Raw genomic sequence first — 15,443 nt, 5'->3', positions numbered from 1 at the left:
CACAGCCCTACGGCTTTGTGTCCCAACTGTCATATTGCGATGTTAAGGGGGTGGCTGGATGGTCTATGTGCTAGGCCATCCGCCCATTTCATGCCGTAATATGGCAGGAAACACATGAAACAGGAGGTTTCCCCATGACATTTGGTCTTTCCCGTGTCGCCCTGACGGCGGCTCTTCTGGCATCCGTGGCGCTGCCCGCCGCAGCTGACCAGGTCTTCAACCGTATCGCCGCCTTCCCGGTCGCCAGCAATCTGCCGGCCGACAAGGACAAGCTTTCGACCACTTCGGCCGAAATCGTCACCGCCTCGGAAGATGGCATGACGCTGATCTATTCCGACAGCCCGCTCGGCGGCATCGGCTTCGTCGATATTTCCGACGCCAAGGCCCCGAAGGCCGCTGGCGCCCTGATGATGGATGGCGAGCCGACATCGGTTGCCGCCCTCGGCAACAAGGTTCTGGTGGCAGTCAATACGTCAGAGAGCAAGGTCAACCCGTCGGGTCGTCTGGCCGTCGTCGATATCGCCTCCAAGGAGATCGACCTGACCTGCGATCTCGGCGGCCAGCCGGATTCGGTTGCGATCTCGCCGGACAAGACCTTTGCCGTCATCGCCATCGAAAACGAGCGTGACGAGGAACTGAACGAAGGCAAGCTGCCGCAGATGCCGGCTGGTGATCTCGTCATCGTCGGCCTGAAGGACGGCACGGTCGATTGCGCTTCGTTGAAGCATGTTGCCATGACCGGTCTGGCCGGAATTGCCGGTGACGATCCGGAGCCGGAATTCGTCTCGATCAACAGCCTCGGCGAAATCGCCGTGACGCTGCAGGAAAACAATGAGATTGTCATGGTCGACGGCAAGACCGGCGAAGTGAAGACGCATTTCACCGCCGGCACCGTCGATCTCGCCGGCATCGACACCAAGTCGGATGGCGCATTGAAGTTCACCGGCAAAAAGGAAGGCGTTCTGCGCGAGCCGGACGCCCTGAAGTGGCTCGACGACAACCGTTTCGTTGTTGCCAACGAAGGCGACTATGAAGGCGGATCGCGCAGCTTCACCATCTTCGACAAAACCGGCAAGGTTTCCTACGAATCAGGCCCGTCGCTGGAACTCGCCATCGCCCAGATCGGCCACTTCCCCGACAAGCGCGCCAAGTCCAAGGGTGTCGAACTCGAAGGCCTGGAAGCTGCCACCTTTGGCGACCAGAAGTATTTCTTTGTTCTTTCTGAACGTGCGTCCGTCGTCGGCGTCTACAAGGACACCGGTGCCGAGCCGGAACTGGTGCAGCTGCTGCCGTCTGGCGTGTCTCCGGAAGGCGCAGTCGCCATTCCCGGTCGCAACTTGCTCGCCACCGCCAACGAGGTGGATCTCGGCGAAGATGGCGGCCCGCGCTCGCATGTGATGCTCTATGAACTGGCAGAAGGCACACCGGCCTATCCGATGATCCGCTCCGACATCGTCGACGGCGCGCCGATCGGCTGGGGTGCTCTGTCCGGCCTGGTCGGCGATGCCGAAAAGGCAGGAACGCTCTACGCCGTTAACGACAGCTTCTATTCCGCCCAGCCGACCATCTTCACGGTTGACGCAACGCAGAAGCCGGCCGTCATCACCAGCGCCCTGCCGGTGACCCGTGGCGGCGCCGCAGCGCAGAAGCTCGACATCGAAGGCATCACACTGGACGGCAAGGGCGGGTTCTGGCTCGCCTCCGAAGGCGATCCGGCCAAGCTCGTCGGCCACGGCATCTACAATGTCGACGCCAAGGGCGAGATCAAGTCGGAAATCGGCTTCCCGGTCGAGCTTATCGCCGGCCAGACCCGCTTCGGCCTCGAAGGCATCACCTCCGTTGGCGAAGGCGACGACCAGACCTTGTGGATGGCCGTGCAGCGCGAATGGAAGGACGACGAGAAGGGCACCGCCAAGCTGGTCTCCTATAACATCAAGTCCAAGGAATGGGGCGCCGTCAGCTACCCGCTCGACAAGACCGAAGCCGGTTGGGTCGGCCTGTCCGAGATTACCGCCCATGACGGCAATCTCTACATCGTCGAGCGCGACAACCAGGTTGGCGACAATGCCAAGCTGAAGAAGCTCTACACTGTAGCCATCGCCGACCTGAAGCCGGCCAAGCTCGGCGAAAAGCTGCCGCTTGTCACCAAGCAGGAAGCGCATGACTTCCTGCCCGACTTGAAGGCGGCGACGAATGGTTACGTAGTCGACAAGCTGGAAGGCTTCGCCTTCGACGCTGCCGGCAACGCCTTTGCCGTGACCGACAACGATGGCGTTGACGATAGTTCCGGCGAGACCCTGTTCTGGCAGGTCAATCTCAAGGGCACCAACTGATACCGCGTCGGATCTTGGTTTTCTGAAACAGACGAGGCCGGGTGATCGCTCACCCGGCCTCTCTTTGTTTCATTTCGACAAGAGATGACTACCAGCGCTGATGCACATGCGGCGCGATCAGCCGGTCGTAGGTGTCCCTGGCGGCTGCCATGACGTCGGCGGAGAGGGCTGGCAAGTCGGAGGCCGCAGCATTGGCCTTGGCCTGCTCACCATTGCGCGCGCCGGGAATGACGACGGTGACGGCCTCATGCATGAGGATCCAGCGCAAGGCGAAGCCAGCCATCGCACCACCGGCCGGTACCAGCTTGCGGATCTCCTCGACAGCTGCAAGACCGGTCTCGAACGGCACGCCGGCAAAGGTCTCGCCGACATCGAAAGCTTCACCATTGCGGTTGAAATTGCGGTGGTCCTCGGCGGCAAACTGCGTGGCCGCGGTGATCTTGCCCGACAGCAGGCCGCTTGCCAGCGGTACACGGGCAATGACGGCAACGTTGCGGCGCTTGGCCTCCTGGAAGAACAGGCTGGCCGGGCGCTGGCGGAACATGTTGAAGATGATCTGCACGCTGGCTACGCCCGGATATTCGATCGCCTTCAGCGCTTCCTCGACCTTTTCGACGCTGACGCCGTAGTGCTTGATCTTGCCGGCCTTGCGGATCTCTTCCAGCCCCTCGAACATCTCCGGACGGTAGTAAACCTCGGTCGGCGGGCAGTGCAACTGCACGAGATCGAGGCTGTCCACTTCAAGGTTCTTCAGCGAACGGTCGATGAAAGCCTCGATATTGGCCTTGGTATAGCCGTCGGCCACATGTGGATTGAGCCGACGGCCGGCCTTGGAGGCGACCATCGGCCGCGTGCCGCCGCGCGCCTTCAACACGTCGGCGATGATCCGCTCTGAGCGACCGTCACCATAGACGTCAGCCGTATCTATAAAGGTCATGCCGGCATCAAGCGCGGCATTCAGTGCCGCCCGACCGTCTGCCTCGGAGACCTCACCCCAGGATCCACCGATCTGCCAGGCACCGAAGCCGATATCGCTGACCGTAAATTCGGTGCGACCAAAAGCATGTTGTCTCATGACTATCTCTCCCTTGAATATCGTTGCGGCTATCAATTGGCGCAGGGGCGGGCAAGGGTCAACGGCGAACCATGCGTGATGTCGCAAAAACACCGTGAACGGGTTGTAGCGACTTGAAACTTGGAATGCTCCGGCCGGTATGACAAACATGATGCATATTTATGGACTTTTGCGCCTGGCACGGATGGCAACCTTTTGTCTGGCGGGCCTTGCTGTCTGGGAAGCGGCATTGCCGCTCTATCGCAGCGGCGTGGCGCTCGGCCTTGTCGACCCGGTCTCCCTGGCTCAGTACCGACTGGCATTCGCTTCAACGGAGCAGTTCCGCGACGAAATCGAGGCCGCCATTGCCGCAGACGACTATGCCTATGCCGGCAGCCTATACAAATTGGCGATCCAGGAAGGTCATCATCTGCCGATGGACCTGGGCGAGCGTGCCGAGGGAACCCTTCTGCGCCGGGCATTCGTAACAGGCAGCGGCGTGGCAAACGGGTTCGTCTTCGGCTCGATCGACAGTGGCTCCGAGATTGCCGGCTCGGTTTCCAGCGATCTGATCGGCTTTGGCGATCTGCGCGATTTTTCCGTGGAGGGTCTGAGGCTGGTCGGCGGTGGTGATTATGATCCCGTTCTGCTCACCCTGTCGGGTATCGGCCTTGGCCTGACGGCTGCAACCTATGGCACGGCAGGGGCGGCCGGTGTCGCCGATGCCGGCCTCGCTATGATCAAGAACGTCCGTCGTGCAGGCCGGATGAGCCGCCCGTTCGCGGCCTATCTGACCAGGACCGCCGGTCAGGTGATCGACACAAAACTCCTGCGTCGGGAAATTGCTTCCGCTGCCGACGAGGGTGCCCTGGGCCTGTCCCGCGCCCGCACGATCGCAACCCGCGTTGTCGACCGGAAGGCGGCTGGCGCTTTGGTCGATGACGCGCGTGTACTTGGCGAAATAGGCACCGCCGGTGGTCCGCGCGCCGCAGTCCAGGCGCTGTCGCTGGCCGAGGGACCGTCCGACCTGCGCCGGCTGCAGCGCATCGGCCTCCATTTCGGCGACAGCAGCACTGCGGTGATGAAATTCCTCGGCCGCAGCCTGATGACCATCGGCTGGGATCTCTATCTGCTCGTCGCGGCCATGGCAGGATTGGCTGCAAGCCTTGCGCTTTTCGGCCTGCGGCAGCTCGCGAAACTCTTGCTTTTCCCGTTTCGCCATCACCTCAAGCCGGTTTTCAAGCTCGTATCGGTAATCTGAAAGCGGATGTCGCACGGCAAATGGCCGGCCGTGCAATCGCCGTCACCGCCATGGGAAAACCGCCGGGCCGCAGAACGCGTATTGCCTTGAATGAGCAGTCAGGCGACTGCCGACAAGGATTACCATGCGTCCGCCCGCCCAAGAGACAATGCCGTCCAACCGCCTGTTTGCCCTTTACGCCCTGCCGGCTGTTCCACTCGCCGCCATCGCGCTGCCGTTCTATATCGTCGTTCCAACGTTCTATGCCGGCAACTTCGGTATTTCGCTTGCGGCCATCGGCGCCACGTTGCTGGCAATCCGCCTGGTCGACGCGGTCACCGACCCGCTTTTCGGCTGGCTGTCCGATCGTTTTGCCCACCGCCACGGTCGCCGGCGCGTCTTTTTCGCCCTGTCGCTGCCGCTGACCTCGCTTTCGGCATTCATGCTGTTCTGGCCGCCGCAGGATGCGGGCCTTGCCTATCTGGGGCTCTGGGGCACGGCACTGTCGATCGGTGCCACCTGGACGCTTCTGCCTTACACGGCCTGGGGCGCTGAACTGGCGACGGGTTATCAGGCGCGCGTCCGGCTGTCGGCGTTTCGGGAAGGCGCAACCCTGATCGGCTCGCTGCTTGCTATTTCACTGCCCTTCATCGGCGGTCTCGGAACGGTAAAGGGGTTTCATGGCCTCGCCTGGATCGCCGTCTTCATTGCCATCGCCCTGCCACTTGCCGGACTGGCAACGGTGATCACGGTGCCGGAGCCGCAGGATGTCTCTCGCCGCCGCCTGTCACTGCGCGAAAGCCTTGCACATCTGACCGGCAATCGCCCGTTTCTGAGACTGGCAGGGGCCTTTCTGCTCAACAGCTTCGCCAATGCCGTACCGGCGTCGCTGTTCATCTATTTTGTCGGTCAGCGCCTGGGTACGCCGGCACTGCAAGGTCCTTTGCTATTTTCCTATTTCCTCAGCGCGATTGCCGGTATTCCGCTTGCCGGTATTCCGCTTGCCGTCTGGTGCGCCGCGCGGCTGGGAAAGCACCGCGCCTGGTGTCTCGCCATGCTCGTCGCCTGCCTGATCTTTTCCGCGGCCGGTTTCCTGGGGCAGGGGGACGTCATTCTTTTTGCCATCGTCTGCGTTACAACCGGCCTCTTGCTCGGCTTTGACCTCACCTTGCCGCCGGCTATCCAGGCCGACGTGATCGACAATGATACGGTCCGGTCCGGCGAACAGCGATCCGGCCTCTATTTCGCCGCATGGAGCTTCATCACCAAGCTGGCCGTCGCCCTTTCGGCCGGGGTGGTTTTCCCGCTCCTCGATCTTGCGGGTTTCGTCGGCGAGCAGAATGCGACCCAGACCGAATCAGCACTGACTGCCCTCGGCGGCCTTTACGCCTGGCTGCCCATCCTGCCGAAGCTTGCCGCCATCGCCATCATGTGGCGCTTCTCGCTGGATGAGAGCGAGCATAGGCGTCTGCGCGATGCGCTCGATAGGCCGTCATCCTGACGCCGGCCGGACTGCTTCCGTTAGGCCCGACCTTGACTTTCTCCCGTGATGCCGGATGAGCTTGATCCACATCCGGTGGCCCATGGCCCCGGGCAAGGTGGGACGAAGCGGATGGGTGCGATGGAAGAGACGAAGGATGGCAATGTGGTCGAAGGAGCACGTGCACGCGGTTCCGGCAGCCAGACGGTGTACAGCACCTTGCGCCAGGACATTCTGGCCATGGCCCGTGCGCCGGGTAGCCCGCTCGACGAGGTGACGCTTGCCGAACATTTCGGCATGTCGAGGACGCCCGTGCGCGAAGCCCTGCTGCGGCTGGCCTCGGAGGGCCTGGTGACGACGCTGCCCAATCGCAGCACGATCGTCGCCGTCATCGATTTTTCCACCCTGCCGACCTATTTCGAGGCTTTGACGCTGATGTACAGGGTGACCACCCGCGGCGCGGCGCAAAAAAGCGGCAAGGCCGGCATGGATATGATTCTCCGACGCCAACGTGAATTTACCGCAGCCGTCGCCGCCCAGGACGCCTTTGCCATGATCGAGGCCAATCGTGAATTTCATGTCGCCATCGCCGAGCGTGCGGGCAATGGCTACTACACCAGTTTTTTCGCCCGCCTGCTGGACGAGGGGCGGCGGATCCTGCGGCTTTACTATTCCACGTTTGATGACCGCCTGCCGCGCCAATATGTCGACGAACACGAGGACATGATCCGGGCGATCGTCGACGGCGATGTCGAGCGCGCCGATGAACTGGCAAGCGCCCATGCGGCCCAGATCGTCCACCAGATCCAGGAATACGTCTCCCGCGCCTATGGCAATGCATTGTCAATGCCGCGCCTCTGACGCCACAATCTTCGATATTGTCCAAGGAATTGCCATGACTGCCTCTCTTCGTCCCGCCTCGATCGCAAATTCTGAGCGGGAGCAGCGGCTCGCCCGACTTCGCGCTGCCATGCAGGCGGCCGGTGTCGATGCCCTTTTGCTTGGCTCGACCGAAAGCCTGCGTTACTTCACCGGCATGGTATGGCATGCCAGCGAGCGTCTCGTCGGCGCGCTGGTGACGCAAACCGGCCTCACCTACATCGTTCCCGGCTTCGAGCAGAGCAAGGTCGAGACGCTTGCCAAGCTCGACGGCGATATCGCCCTCTGGCAGGAAGACGAAAGCGGCGCCGAATGCGTGGCAAAACTGCTGGGTCAGGGGGATCGGCTGGCGCTCGATGATGCCCTGCCGCTGTTTGTCTATCATGCGCTGGCGTCGAAACTCGGGCCTGACCAGCTAATCGATGGCGGGCGGCTGATTCGCGATATCCGCCTGTGCAAGTCCGATGCCGAGATCGCCATCATTCAGTATGCGATGAACCTCACCCTGGAAGTGCATCGCCGCGCCCACGCTTTCATTCGCCCCGGCATTCGCGCCTCCGAAGTCGTTCGTTACATCGATGATCAGCACTGCGAATTGGGCGCGGCCGGTGGCTCCAGCTTCTGCATCGTCTCGTTTGGGGCGGCAACCTCGCTGCCGCATGGCGCAGACGGCGAGCAGACCTACCAGTCCGGCGACGTGATTCTCGTCGATACCGGCTGCCGGCTGGACGGCTACCACTCCGACCTGACCCGCACCTATGTGCTGGATTCGCCCGATGCCGATTTTGCCCGCAACTGGGCAATCGAGCGCGCGGCGCAGCAGGCCGTGTTCGACGCGGCAAGGCTCGGCGCCACCTGTGGCAGCCTCGATGATGCCGCCCGCGCCCTGATTGGCAGCCATGGCCTCGGGCCGGACTACGCCCTTCCGGGCCTGCCGCATCGCGCCGGCCATGGCCTTGGCCTCGAGATCCATGAGGAACCCTATATCGTCCGCGGCAACCAGACCCGGCTCGCGGCCGGCATGTGTTTCTCCAACGAGCCTATGATCGTCTTCCCAGAGCGCTACGGCATCCGGCTGGAGGATCACATCTATATGGGTGAGACCGGTGCTCACTGGTTCACCGAACCGGCGAAGGGGCCGGCGGAGCCGTTTGCTTGAGGTTTGAGGCTTGCACAGGTCGAAAGCCCGCTGGATCACTCCGGCGGGCTTTTTTCTGATTGCTCGCTTGATGACCAGTTGTTTACCGAGAAAAACAACTCTGCTTTGCATCAGGCGCCACTAAATGCACCATAGGCTGATGGTCTGAGGCGAGGGCTCAGAGACAAAGGGAGCGTACCGTATTGGCCGCCAATAATCGTCTGCTGCGCCTGGCTGTCCTGATCGACGCCGACAATACTTCTTCGAAGATTGTCGATCGACTGTTTGAAGAGATAGCGCGAATCGGCGAGGCGAACGTTCGCCGTATCTATGGTGATTTCGCCAGCCCATGTACGAAAGGCTGGAAGGAAGCGCTTGCGCGCCACGCCATAGTTCCGCAGCAGCAGTTCGCCTACACCGCCGGAAAGAATGCGTCGGACATCACATTGGTCATTGATGCCATGGATCTGCTTCTCAGCGGCCGCTTCGATGGCTTTTGTCTGGTTTCATCGGACAGCGATTTCACACGGCTCGCGTCGAGAATCCGGGAGCAGGGCGTGGACGTGTTCGGATTCGGTGAACAGAAGACGCCCGAGAGCTTCAGGCAGGCCTGCCGACAGTTCTTCCATACCGAAAATTTGCTTGCCCCAAGCAATTTTGACGGCGACTCGAAACTACCAGCACCTCGCAAGCCGCCGAGCGCAGCAACGCCGATCATCAAGCGGGTGCTGGCAGAAATCAAAAGTGAGGACGGGTGGGTAGGGCTTTCTGCACTCGGCACGCAGCTTTCAAACATGAAGTCCGATTTCGATCCGAGAACTTTTGGTTACACCAAGCTGAGCCAATTGGTGCGAAACGCTGGAGCGTTCGAAATCGAGGAGCGTGAGGGAGGCCACATGCGTATGCGCCTGCGCATACAGCAAGCGTAGCCGCTGCTTAACCGTTCCAATATACAGAAAAAGGAAAATGGTGGGCGATGACGGACTCGAACCGCCGACATCCTCGGTGTAAACGAGGCGCTCTACCAACTGAGCTAATCGCCCGCTCGCTGACCGGATCATGTCCGCCGCGTCGGTGGCCGTGATCTATGCGGATCGGGGAAAATCCGCAAGAGCGTTTGTGAAGTTTTTTTGTTTTTTTTAATCGCCGTTGATGAGTGTGTTGTGAAAAAGCCCGGAACTTCGGCCGCTTCGCCCTGCGTCCCGTTGTCGCGAGGCTTGATGCCTTCCGAGGGTGGGGAAGGGGGCTTTGGATAAAAATGACTTGCTCGCAGTTTTGTCTGGAAAGCTGCTTGACACTCCCAGACGAACGCCTTAGTTAGCCGCTCATCGAACGGGTTAGCCCGCTCGGCGAGGAGCGCTTTACTCCTCATCTGGAAATACGCGGGTGTAGCTCAGTTGGTTAGAGTGCCGGCCTGTCACGCCGGAGGTCGCGGGTTCGAGCCCCGTCACTCGCGCCATTCCCAGAAAAAGCAAAAGCAGTGCAGCCACTTGGCTGCCGAGGAGATCGGATATCATTGGTATCCAAAATGCGCGGGTGTAGCTCAGTTGGTTAGAGTGCCGGCCTGTCACGCCGGAGGTCGCGGGTTCGAGCCCCGTCACTCGCGCCACTCCTCCTCTTTCCTGAATTAAATTTGTTTTCAAACATATCTAAAGCGGATTTCGCGCGACACCCATTTTACCCGCTGGTAAGGTGTGGTCGGGTATCGGGTGAAAAGGCTTTGGTTGGACTTGCGCTGACCGACAGGCTGCGCTAACCACGGCTCGTTACAACTCTCTTTCGGCTTGTCGGCTCCGCCCCAGATGCTTCCCGGCATTAGAGACAAGCAGGGTGATATGATGACTGAACTTCTCAGTTCCTACCTTCCGATCGCCATCTTTATCGGTATAGCCCTTGTCATTGGCCTGGCGCTTTTGATCGCGCCTTTTGCCGTTGCCTACAAGGCGCCTGATTCGGAAAAGCTCTCGGCCTATGAATGTGGCTTCAACGCCTTCGACGATGCGCGCATGAAGTTCGACATCCGTTTCTACCTGGTGTCGATCCTCTTCATCATCTTCGATCTCGAAGTGGCCTTCCTGTTTCCCTGGGCTGTGTCCTTCAGCGAGATTGGTTGGTTCGGCCTGTGGTCGATGATGGCCTTCCTCTTTGTGCTCACCATCGGCTTTATTTATGAATGGAAGAAGGGGGCGCTCGAATGGGAGTGATCCAGTCCAACACGCTGGTCGCCCAGCAGCCCAAGGGCATCATCGATCCCAATACCGGCAAGCCCATCGGCAGCGATGATGCTTTCTTCGGCGAGATCAACAATGAGCTCGCCGACAAGGGCTTTCTGGTCACCTCGACCGATGAGCTGATCAACTGGGCCCGTACCGGTTCGCTGATGTGGATGACCTTTGGTCTCGCCTGCTGCGCCGTCGAAATGATGCAGCTGTCGATGCCGCGTTACGACGTCGAGCGCTTCGGCTTTGCGCCGCGTGCCAGCCCGCGCCAGTCCGACGTGATGATCGTTGCCGGCACGTTGACCAACAAGATGGCCCCGGCACTGCGCAAGGTCTACGACCAGATGCCTGAGCCGCGCTACGTCATCTCGATGGGCTCCTGTGCCAATGGCGGCGGCTACTATCATTATTCCTACTCCGTCGTGCGCGGTTGCGACCGCGTCGTGCCGGTCGATATCTATGTGCCGGGCTGTCCCCCCACGGCAGAAGCGCTTCTTTACGGAGTGCTGCTGCTGCAGAAGAAGATCCGGCGCACTGGCACGATCGAACGGTAAGGCAAAGGGACAAAGACAATGACTGAAGCCCTGAACGAGCTGGCATCCTATCTCAAGGAAATGCGCGGCGCGCTGATCGCGACGAGCGAAATTACCTATGGCGAACTGACGCTGACCGCCAAGGCGGAAAACATCATTGCGCTGCTGACTTTCCTGCGCGACGATGTCCAGTGCGGGTTCATCAACCTGATCGACATCTGCGGCGTCGACTATCCGAAGCGTAAAGACCGCTTTGACGTGGTCTATCACCTGCTGTCGCCGCGCCAGAACCTGCGCATCCGTATCAAGGTTGCCACCGGCGAATTCAAGCCGGTGCCGTCCGCCTGTCCGGTGTTTCCCGGCGCTGACTGGTTCGAGCGCGAGACCTGGGACATGTACGGCATCCTGTTCACTGACCATCCGGATCTGCGCCGCATCCTGACCGACTACGGTTTCGAGGGACATCCGCTGCGCAAGGACTTCCCGACCACGGGCTTCGTCGAGGTTCGCTACGACGACAACGCCAAGCGCGTTGTCTACGAGCCTGTCGAACTCAAGCAGGAATTCCGGAATTTCGACTTTCTCTCGCCATGGGAAGGCACGGACTACGTGCTGCCCGGCGATGAGAAGGCGACCAGTTAAGCGGAAGGTTTGGGGCTATGACAGAACACAACGTCCGCAATTTCAACATCAACTTCGGTCCGCAGCATCCGGCGGCGCACGGGGTCTTGCGTCTCGTGCTCGAGCTCGACGGTGAAATCGTCGAGCGCGTCGATCCGCATATCGGCCTTTTGCATCGTGGCACCGAAAAGCTGATCGAGACCAAGACCTATCTTCAGGCACTGCCATATTTCGACCGTCTCGACTATGTCGCGCCGATGAACCAGGAACACGCCTATTCGATGGCGGTAGAGAAGCTGCTCGGTCTGGAAATCCCGATCCGTGGCCAGCTGATCCGCGTTTTGTACTCGGAAATCGGCCGTATCCTGTCGCATCTCCTGAACGTCACCACGCAGGCGATGGACGTCGGTGCGCTGACGCCGCCGCTCTGGGGCTTCGAAGAGCGCGAAAAGCTGATGGTGTTTTACGAGCGTGCCTGTGGCGCCCGCATGCACTCTGCCTATATCCGTCCGGGCGGCGTGCATCAGGATCTGCCGCATGAACTGGTCGAGGATATCGGCAAGTGGTGCGATCCGTTCCTCAAGACTGTCGACGATATCGATGACCTGCTGACCGGCAACCGTATCTTCAAGCAGCGTAACGTCGATATCGGCGTCGTCACGCTGGATGACTGCTGGGCCTGGGGCTTCTCGGGCGTCATGGTCCGTGGTTCCGGCGCTGCCTGGGACCTGCGCAAGTCGCAACCTTACGAATGTTACGCCGATCTCGACTTCGACCTGATGGTCGGCAAGAATGGCGACTGCTACGACCGCTATCTGATCCGCATGTTCGAAATGCGCGAATCGGTGAAGATCATGAAGCAATGCGTCAATCGTCTGCTCGGCGATGCTCGTGTCGGCCCGATCTCGTCGCTGGACGGCAAGGTCGTTCCGCCCAAGCGCGGCGAGATGAAGCGGTCGATGGAAGCCCTGATTCATCACTTCAAGCTTTACACCGAAGGCTACCATGTGCCCGAGGGCGAAGTTTACGCCGCCGTTGAAGCGCCCAAGGGCGAATTCGGCGTCTATCTTGTCTCCGACGGCAGCAACAAACCCTATCGCTGCAAGATCCGCGCCCCGGGCTATGCCCATCTCCAGGCGATGGATTTCATTTGCCGCGGCCACCAGCTGGCGGACGTGTCCGCCATCCTGGGTTCGCTGGACATCGTGTTCGGGGAAGTTGACCGCTGATGCTGAAGACCCTCGTCGCGATCGCTGCTTTTGTCTGTGCCACCGCTGCGGTGGCGCAGGAAAGCGACGTGACGGCGAGCCGGTCATCGGTATCGATGGCCAATCTCATCAAGCAGGGATATGAAATCAAGAGCTCGTCCTGGACCGGCTCGAAGCTGTTTGTATTTCTGCAGAAAGATAAGTCGGCCTATGCCTGCGAATTCGCCAATGTGACGAATACGCGGTGTGGTTCCATAAACTGATACAAGGCGTGAGGAAGTATGTCCGTTCGTCGACTAGCCGAAGAGCAATTTCAGCCGGCAGGCTTTTCCTTCAATGCGGAAAATGCCGTTTGGGCTGAAGCCACCATCCGCAAATATCCGGAAGGCCGTCAGCAATCGGCGGTGATCCCGCTATTGATGCGGGCGCAGGAGCAGGATGGCTGGGTGACGAAGGCGGCGATTGAATTCGTCGCTGAAAAGCTCGACATGCCGTATATCCGGGTGCTGGAGGTCGCGACCTTCTATACCCAGTTCCAGCTGCGGCCGATCGGCACCCGTGCGCATATCCAGGTCTGTGGCACCACGCCGTGCATGCTGCGCGGCGCGGAGGACCTGATCAAGGTCTGCAAGTCGAAGATCCATCACGATCCGCTCGAACTGAATGCTTCGGGAACGCTGTCGTGGGAAGAAGTCGAGTGTCAGGGCGCCTGCGTCAACGCACCGATGATCATGATCTTCAAGGATAGCTACGAAGACCTGACGCCGACTCAGCTCGAGCACATCATCGACCGTTTTGATGCAGGCAAGGGCTCCGACATCAAGCCTGGTCCTCAGATCGATCGCGTCTTCTCCGCGGCTGCTGGCGGTCCGACCGCGCTGATCGAACCGATCGAACCTATCCGCTTTCAGGATTCACCGGCCGCACAGGTCGAAGCCGCACCAGCACCTGCCGTAACGGCGTCGACGCCACCGGCCAATGCAGCCAAGCCGGTCACCGATGCACCGGAGACCGATCCGAAGCTCAAGACGCCGGCGACCGACAAGAAGGCTGCAGCCGAAAACGTCAAGCTCAAGGGCGACAGTGCCGATACGGCGCGTTCGGAAAAGCCTTCGCTGGAAGACAAGAACCGTCCGGCCGGCATCGAAAAGCCGGATGCGGTCGATGACTTGAAGATGATCTCGGGCGTCGGCCCGAAGATCGAGGCGACGCTGAACGGTCTCGGGATCTACAAGTTCGAGCAGGTTTCCAAGTGGAAGAAGGCCGAACGTGAATGGGTCGATGGTTACCTGAAGTTCTCCGGCCGGATCGAGCGGGACGACTGGGTTAAGCAGGCCAAGGCACTCGCCAAGGGCGGCGAAGCCGAATACATCAAAGTCTTCGGCAAGAAGCCGCGCTGAGAGGTAAAGTGATATGTTGAAAGATCAGGATCGCATCTTTACCAATATCTATGGCCTCAAGGACAAGTCCCTGAAGGGTGCCATGGCACGTGGCCATTGGGATGGAACCAAGCAAATCCTTGAAAAGGGACGCGACTGGATCATCAACGAGGTGAAGAATTCCGGATTGCGCGGCCGCGGTGGCGCCGGATTCCCGACAGGTCTCAAGTGGTCCTTCATGCCGAAGGAGAGCGACGGCCGTCCGCATTATCTCGTCGTCAATGCCGACGAATCCGAACCCGGCACCTGCAAAGACCGCGACATCCTGCGCCACGATCCGCATACGCTGATCGAAGGCTGCGTGATCGCCTCCTTCGCCATGGGCGCCAATGCCGCTTATATCTATGTCCGCGGTGAGTTCATGCGTGAGCGTGAAGCCCTGCAGGCAGCGATCGACGAGTGCTATGACGCCGGCCTGCTCGGCAAGAACAATAAGCTTGGCTACGACATCGACATCTATGTCCATCACGGCGCCGGCGCCTATATCTGTGGTGAGGAAACAGCCCTTCTCGAAAGCCTTGAAGGCAAGAAGGGCCAGCCGCGCCTCAAGCCGCCGTTCCCGGCCAACATGGGCCTCTATGGCTGCCCGACCACGGTCAACAACGTCGAATCGATCGCGGTGACCCCGACCATCCTGCGTCGCGGTGCCGGCTGGTTCTCGTCCTTCGGTCGTCCGAACAATGTCGGCACCAAGCTTTTCATGATCTCCGGCCACGTCAACCGTCCCTGCACGGTTGAGGAAAGCATGGGCATCACCTTCCGCGAAATGATCGAGAAGCACGGCGGCGGCATCCGCGGCGGCTGGGACAACCTTCTCGCCGTCATTCCCGGCGGCGCATCCTGCCCGGTCGTCAAGGCCGAGGACATGATGGATGTCGTGCTCGATTTCGACGGCCTACGCGAAGTGAAGTCTTCGTTCGGCACCGGTGGCATGATCGTCATGGATAAGTCGACCGATATCATCAAGGCGATCTGGCGCATCTCGGCCTTCTTCAAGCACGAGAGCTGCGGCCAGTGCACGCCATGCCGCGAAGGCACGGGCTGGATGATGCGTGTCATGGAGCGCATGGTGAGGGGCAATGCCCAGAAGCGCGAAATCGACATGCTGTTCCAGGTGACCAAGCAGATCGAGGGTCACACCATCTGTGCGCTCGGTGATGCGGCTGCCTGGCCGATCCAGGGCCTCATCCGCAATTTCCGTCCGGAAATCGAGGCGCGCATCGATCAGTATACACGCAACGCCATTGCGCATGGCGTCGTCATGGAAGCCGCCGAGTAAGGCGAACGAAGGGTCTGGGG

14 protein-coding genes and 3 tRNA genes are annotated in these 15,443 nt (G+C 60.4%); 15 read left to right on the top strand and 2 right to left on the bottom strand.

Annotated elements, in window-relative coordinates:
• Positions 1 to 134: 134 nt before the first annotated feature.
• Positions 135 to 2,333 (top strand): esterase-like activity of phytase family protein, encoded by a 2,199-nt coding sequence (locus GVK95_RS24280; RefSeq protein WP_159953259.1) that lies wholly within the window; start codon positions 135 to 137, stop codon positions 2,331 to 2,333.
• Between the two features lie 88 nt (positions 2,334 to 2,421).
• On the opposite strand, the gene GVK95_RS24275 is transcribed toward GVK95_RS24280, so the two are convergent.
• Positions 2,422 to 3,408: an aldo/keto reductase gene (locus tag GVK95_RS24275; protein ID WP_159953258.1), complete on the bottom strand. Its 987-nt coding sequence runs from the start codon at positions 3,406 to 3,408 to the stop codon at positions 2,422 to 2,424.
• Between the two features lie 148 nt (positions 3,409 to 3,556).
• On the opposite strand from GVK95_RS24275, the gene GVK95_RS24270 reads away from it, so the two are divergent.
• From GVK95_RS24270 to GVK95_RS24250, 5 genes are all read left to right on the top strand, one after another.
• Positions 3,557 to 4,648, top strand: coding sequence for a hypothetical protein (locus GVK95_RS24270; RefSeq protein WP_159953257.1), 1,092 nt, complete (start codon positions 3,557 to 3,559; stop codon positions 4,646 to 4,648).
• A gap of 124 nt (positions 4,649 to 4,772) precedes the next feature.
• Positions 4,773 to 6,128, top strand: coding sequence for an MFS transporter (locus tag GVK95_RS24265; protein ID WP_159953256.1), 1,356 nt, complete (start codon positions 4,773 to 4,775; stop codon positions 6,126 to 6,128).
• Positions 6,129 to 6,248: 120 nt separating this feature from the next.
• A complete protein-coding gene (locus tag GVK95_RS24260; protein ID WP_159953255.1) occupies positions 6,249 to 6,968 on the top strand; it encodes a GntR family transcriptional regulator in 720 nt (239 codons plus the stop codon).
• A 34-nt stretch (positions 6,969 to 7,002) separates the two neighbouring features.
• Entirely contained in the window at positions 7,003 to 8,145 is a 1,143-nt protein-coding gene (locus GVK95_RS24255; RefSeq protein ID WP_159953254.1) for a Xaa-Pro peptidase family protein, read from the top strand.
• A 182-nt stretch (positions 8,146 to 8,327) separates the two neighbouring features.
• Positions 8,328 to 9,053: an NYN domain-containing protein gene (locus tag GVK95_RS24250; RefSeq protein WP_159953253.1), complete on the top strand. Its 726-nt coding sequence runs from the start codon at positions 8,328 to 8,330 to the stop codon at positions 9,051 to 9,053.
• A 38-nt stretch (positions 9,054 to 9,091) separates the two neighbouring features.
• Here GVK95_RS24250 and GVK95_RS24245 read toward each other — a convergent pair.
• Positions 9,092 to 9,167 (bottom strand) — tRNA-Val (locus GVK95_RS24245).
• Between the two features lie 339 nt (positions 9,168 to 9,506).
• On the opposite strand from GVK95_RS24245, the gene GVK95_RS24240 reads away from it, so the two are divergent.
• The 9 genes from GVK95_RS24240 to nuoF all read left to right on the top strand — a co-directional run bounded on the left by GVK95_RS24240 (position 9,507) and on the right by nuoF (position 15,423).
• Positions 9,507 to 9,583 (top strand) — tRNA-Asp (locus tag GVK95_RS24240).
• A 73-nt stretch (positions 9,584 to 9,656) separates the two neighbouring features.
• Positions 9,657 to 9,733, top strand: a tRNA-Asp gene (locus tag GVK95_RS24235).
• Positions 9,734 to 9,962: 229 nt separating this feature from the next.
• Positions 9,963 to 10,328 (top strand): NADH-quinone oxidoreductase subunit A, encoded by a 366-nt coding sequence (locus GVK95_RS24230; protein ID WP_037073464.1) that lies wholly within the window; start codon positions 9,963 to 9,965, stop codon positions 10,326 to 10,328.
• Entirely contained in the window at positions 10,319 to 10,897 is a 579-nt protein-coding gene (locus GVK95_RS24225; RefSeq protein WP_007601786.1) for an NADH-quinone oxidoreductase subunit B, read from the top strand. Before GVK95_RS24230 ends, GVK95_RS24225 begins: the two co-directional genes overlap by 10 nt.
• An 18-nt stretch (positions 10,898 to 10,915) precedes the next feature.
• Complete coding sequence (locus GVK95_RS24220; protein WP_159953252.1) at positions 10,916 to 11,518, top strand: NADH-quinone oxidoreductase subunit C; 603 nt, start codon at positions 10,916 to 10,918, stop codon at positions 11,516 to 11,518.
• Between the two features lie 17 nt (positions 11,519 to 11,535).
• A complete protein-coding gene (locus GVK95_RS24215) occupies positions 11,536 to 12,726 on the top strand; it encodes an NADH-quinone oxidoreductase subunit D (RefSeq protein WP_159953251.1) in 1,191 nt (396 codons plus the stop codon).
• Positions 12,726 to 12,968 (top strand): hypothetical protein, encoded by a 243-nt coding sequence (locus GVK95_RS24210; RefSeq protein WP_159953250.1) that lies wholly within the window; start codon positions 12,726 to 12,728, stop codon positions 12,966 to 12,968. Before GVK95_RS24215 ends, GVK95_RS24210 begins: the two co-directional genes overlap by 1 nt.
• An 18-nt stretch (positions 12,969 to 12,986) precedes the next feature.
• The gene (locus GVK95_RS24205; RefSeq protein WP_159953249.1) at positions 12,987 to 14,105 is read left to right on the top strand and encodes an NADH-quinone oxidoreductase subunit E; all 1,119 of its coding nucleotides are present in this window, start codon (positions 12,987 to 12,989) and stop codon (positions 14,103 to 14,105) included.
• A gap of 13 nt (positions 14,106 to 14,118) precedes the next feature.
• Positions 14,119 to 15,423, top strand: coding sequence for an NADH-quinone oxidoreductase subunit NuoF (gene nuoF / locus GVK95_RS24200; RefSeq protein WP_159953248.1), 1,305 nt, complete (start codon positions 14,119 to 14,121; stop codon positions 15,421 to 15,423).
• Positions 15,424 to 15,443: the final 20 nt, after the last annotated feature.

The organism is Rhizobium sp. 18065 (assembly GCF_902706095.1).
Taxonomy (GTDB): Bacteria; Pseudomonadota; Alphaproteobacteria; order Rhizobiales; family Rhizobiaceae; genus Allorhizobium.
This window is presented reverse-complemented; position numbering and strand designations above follow the sequence as displayed.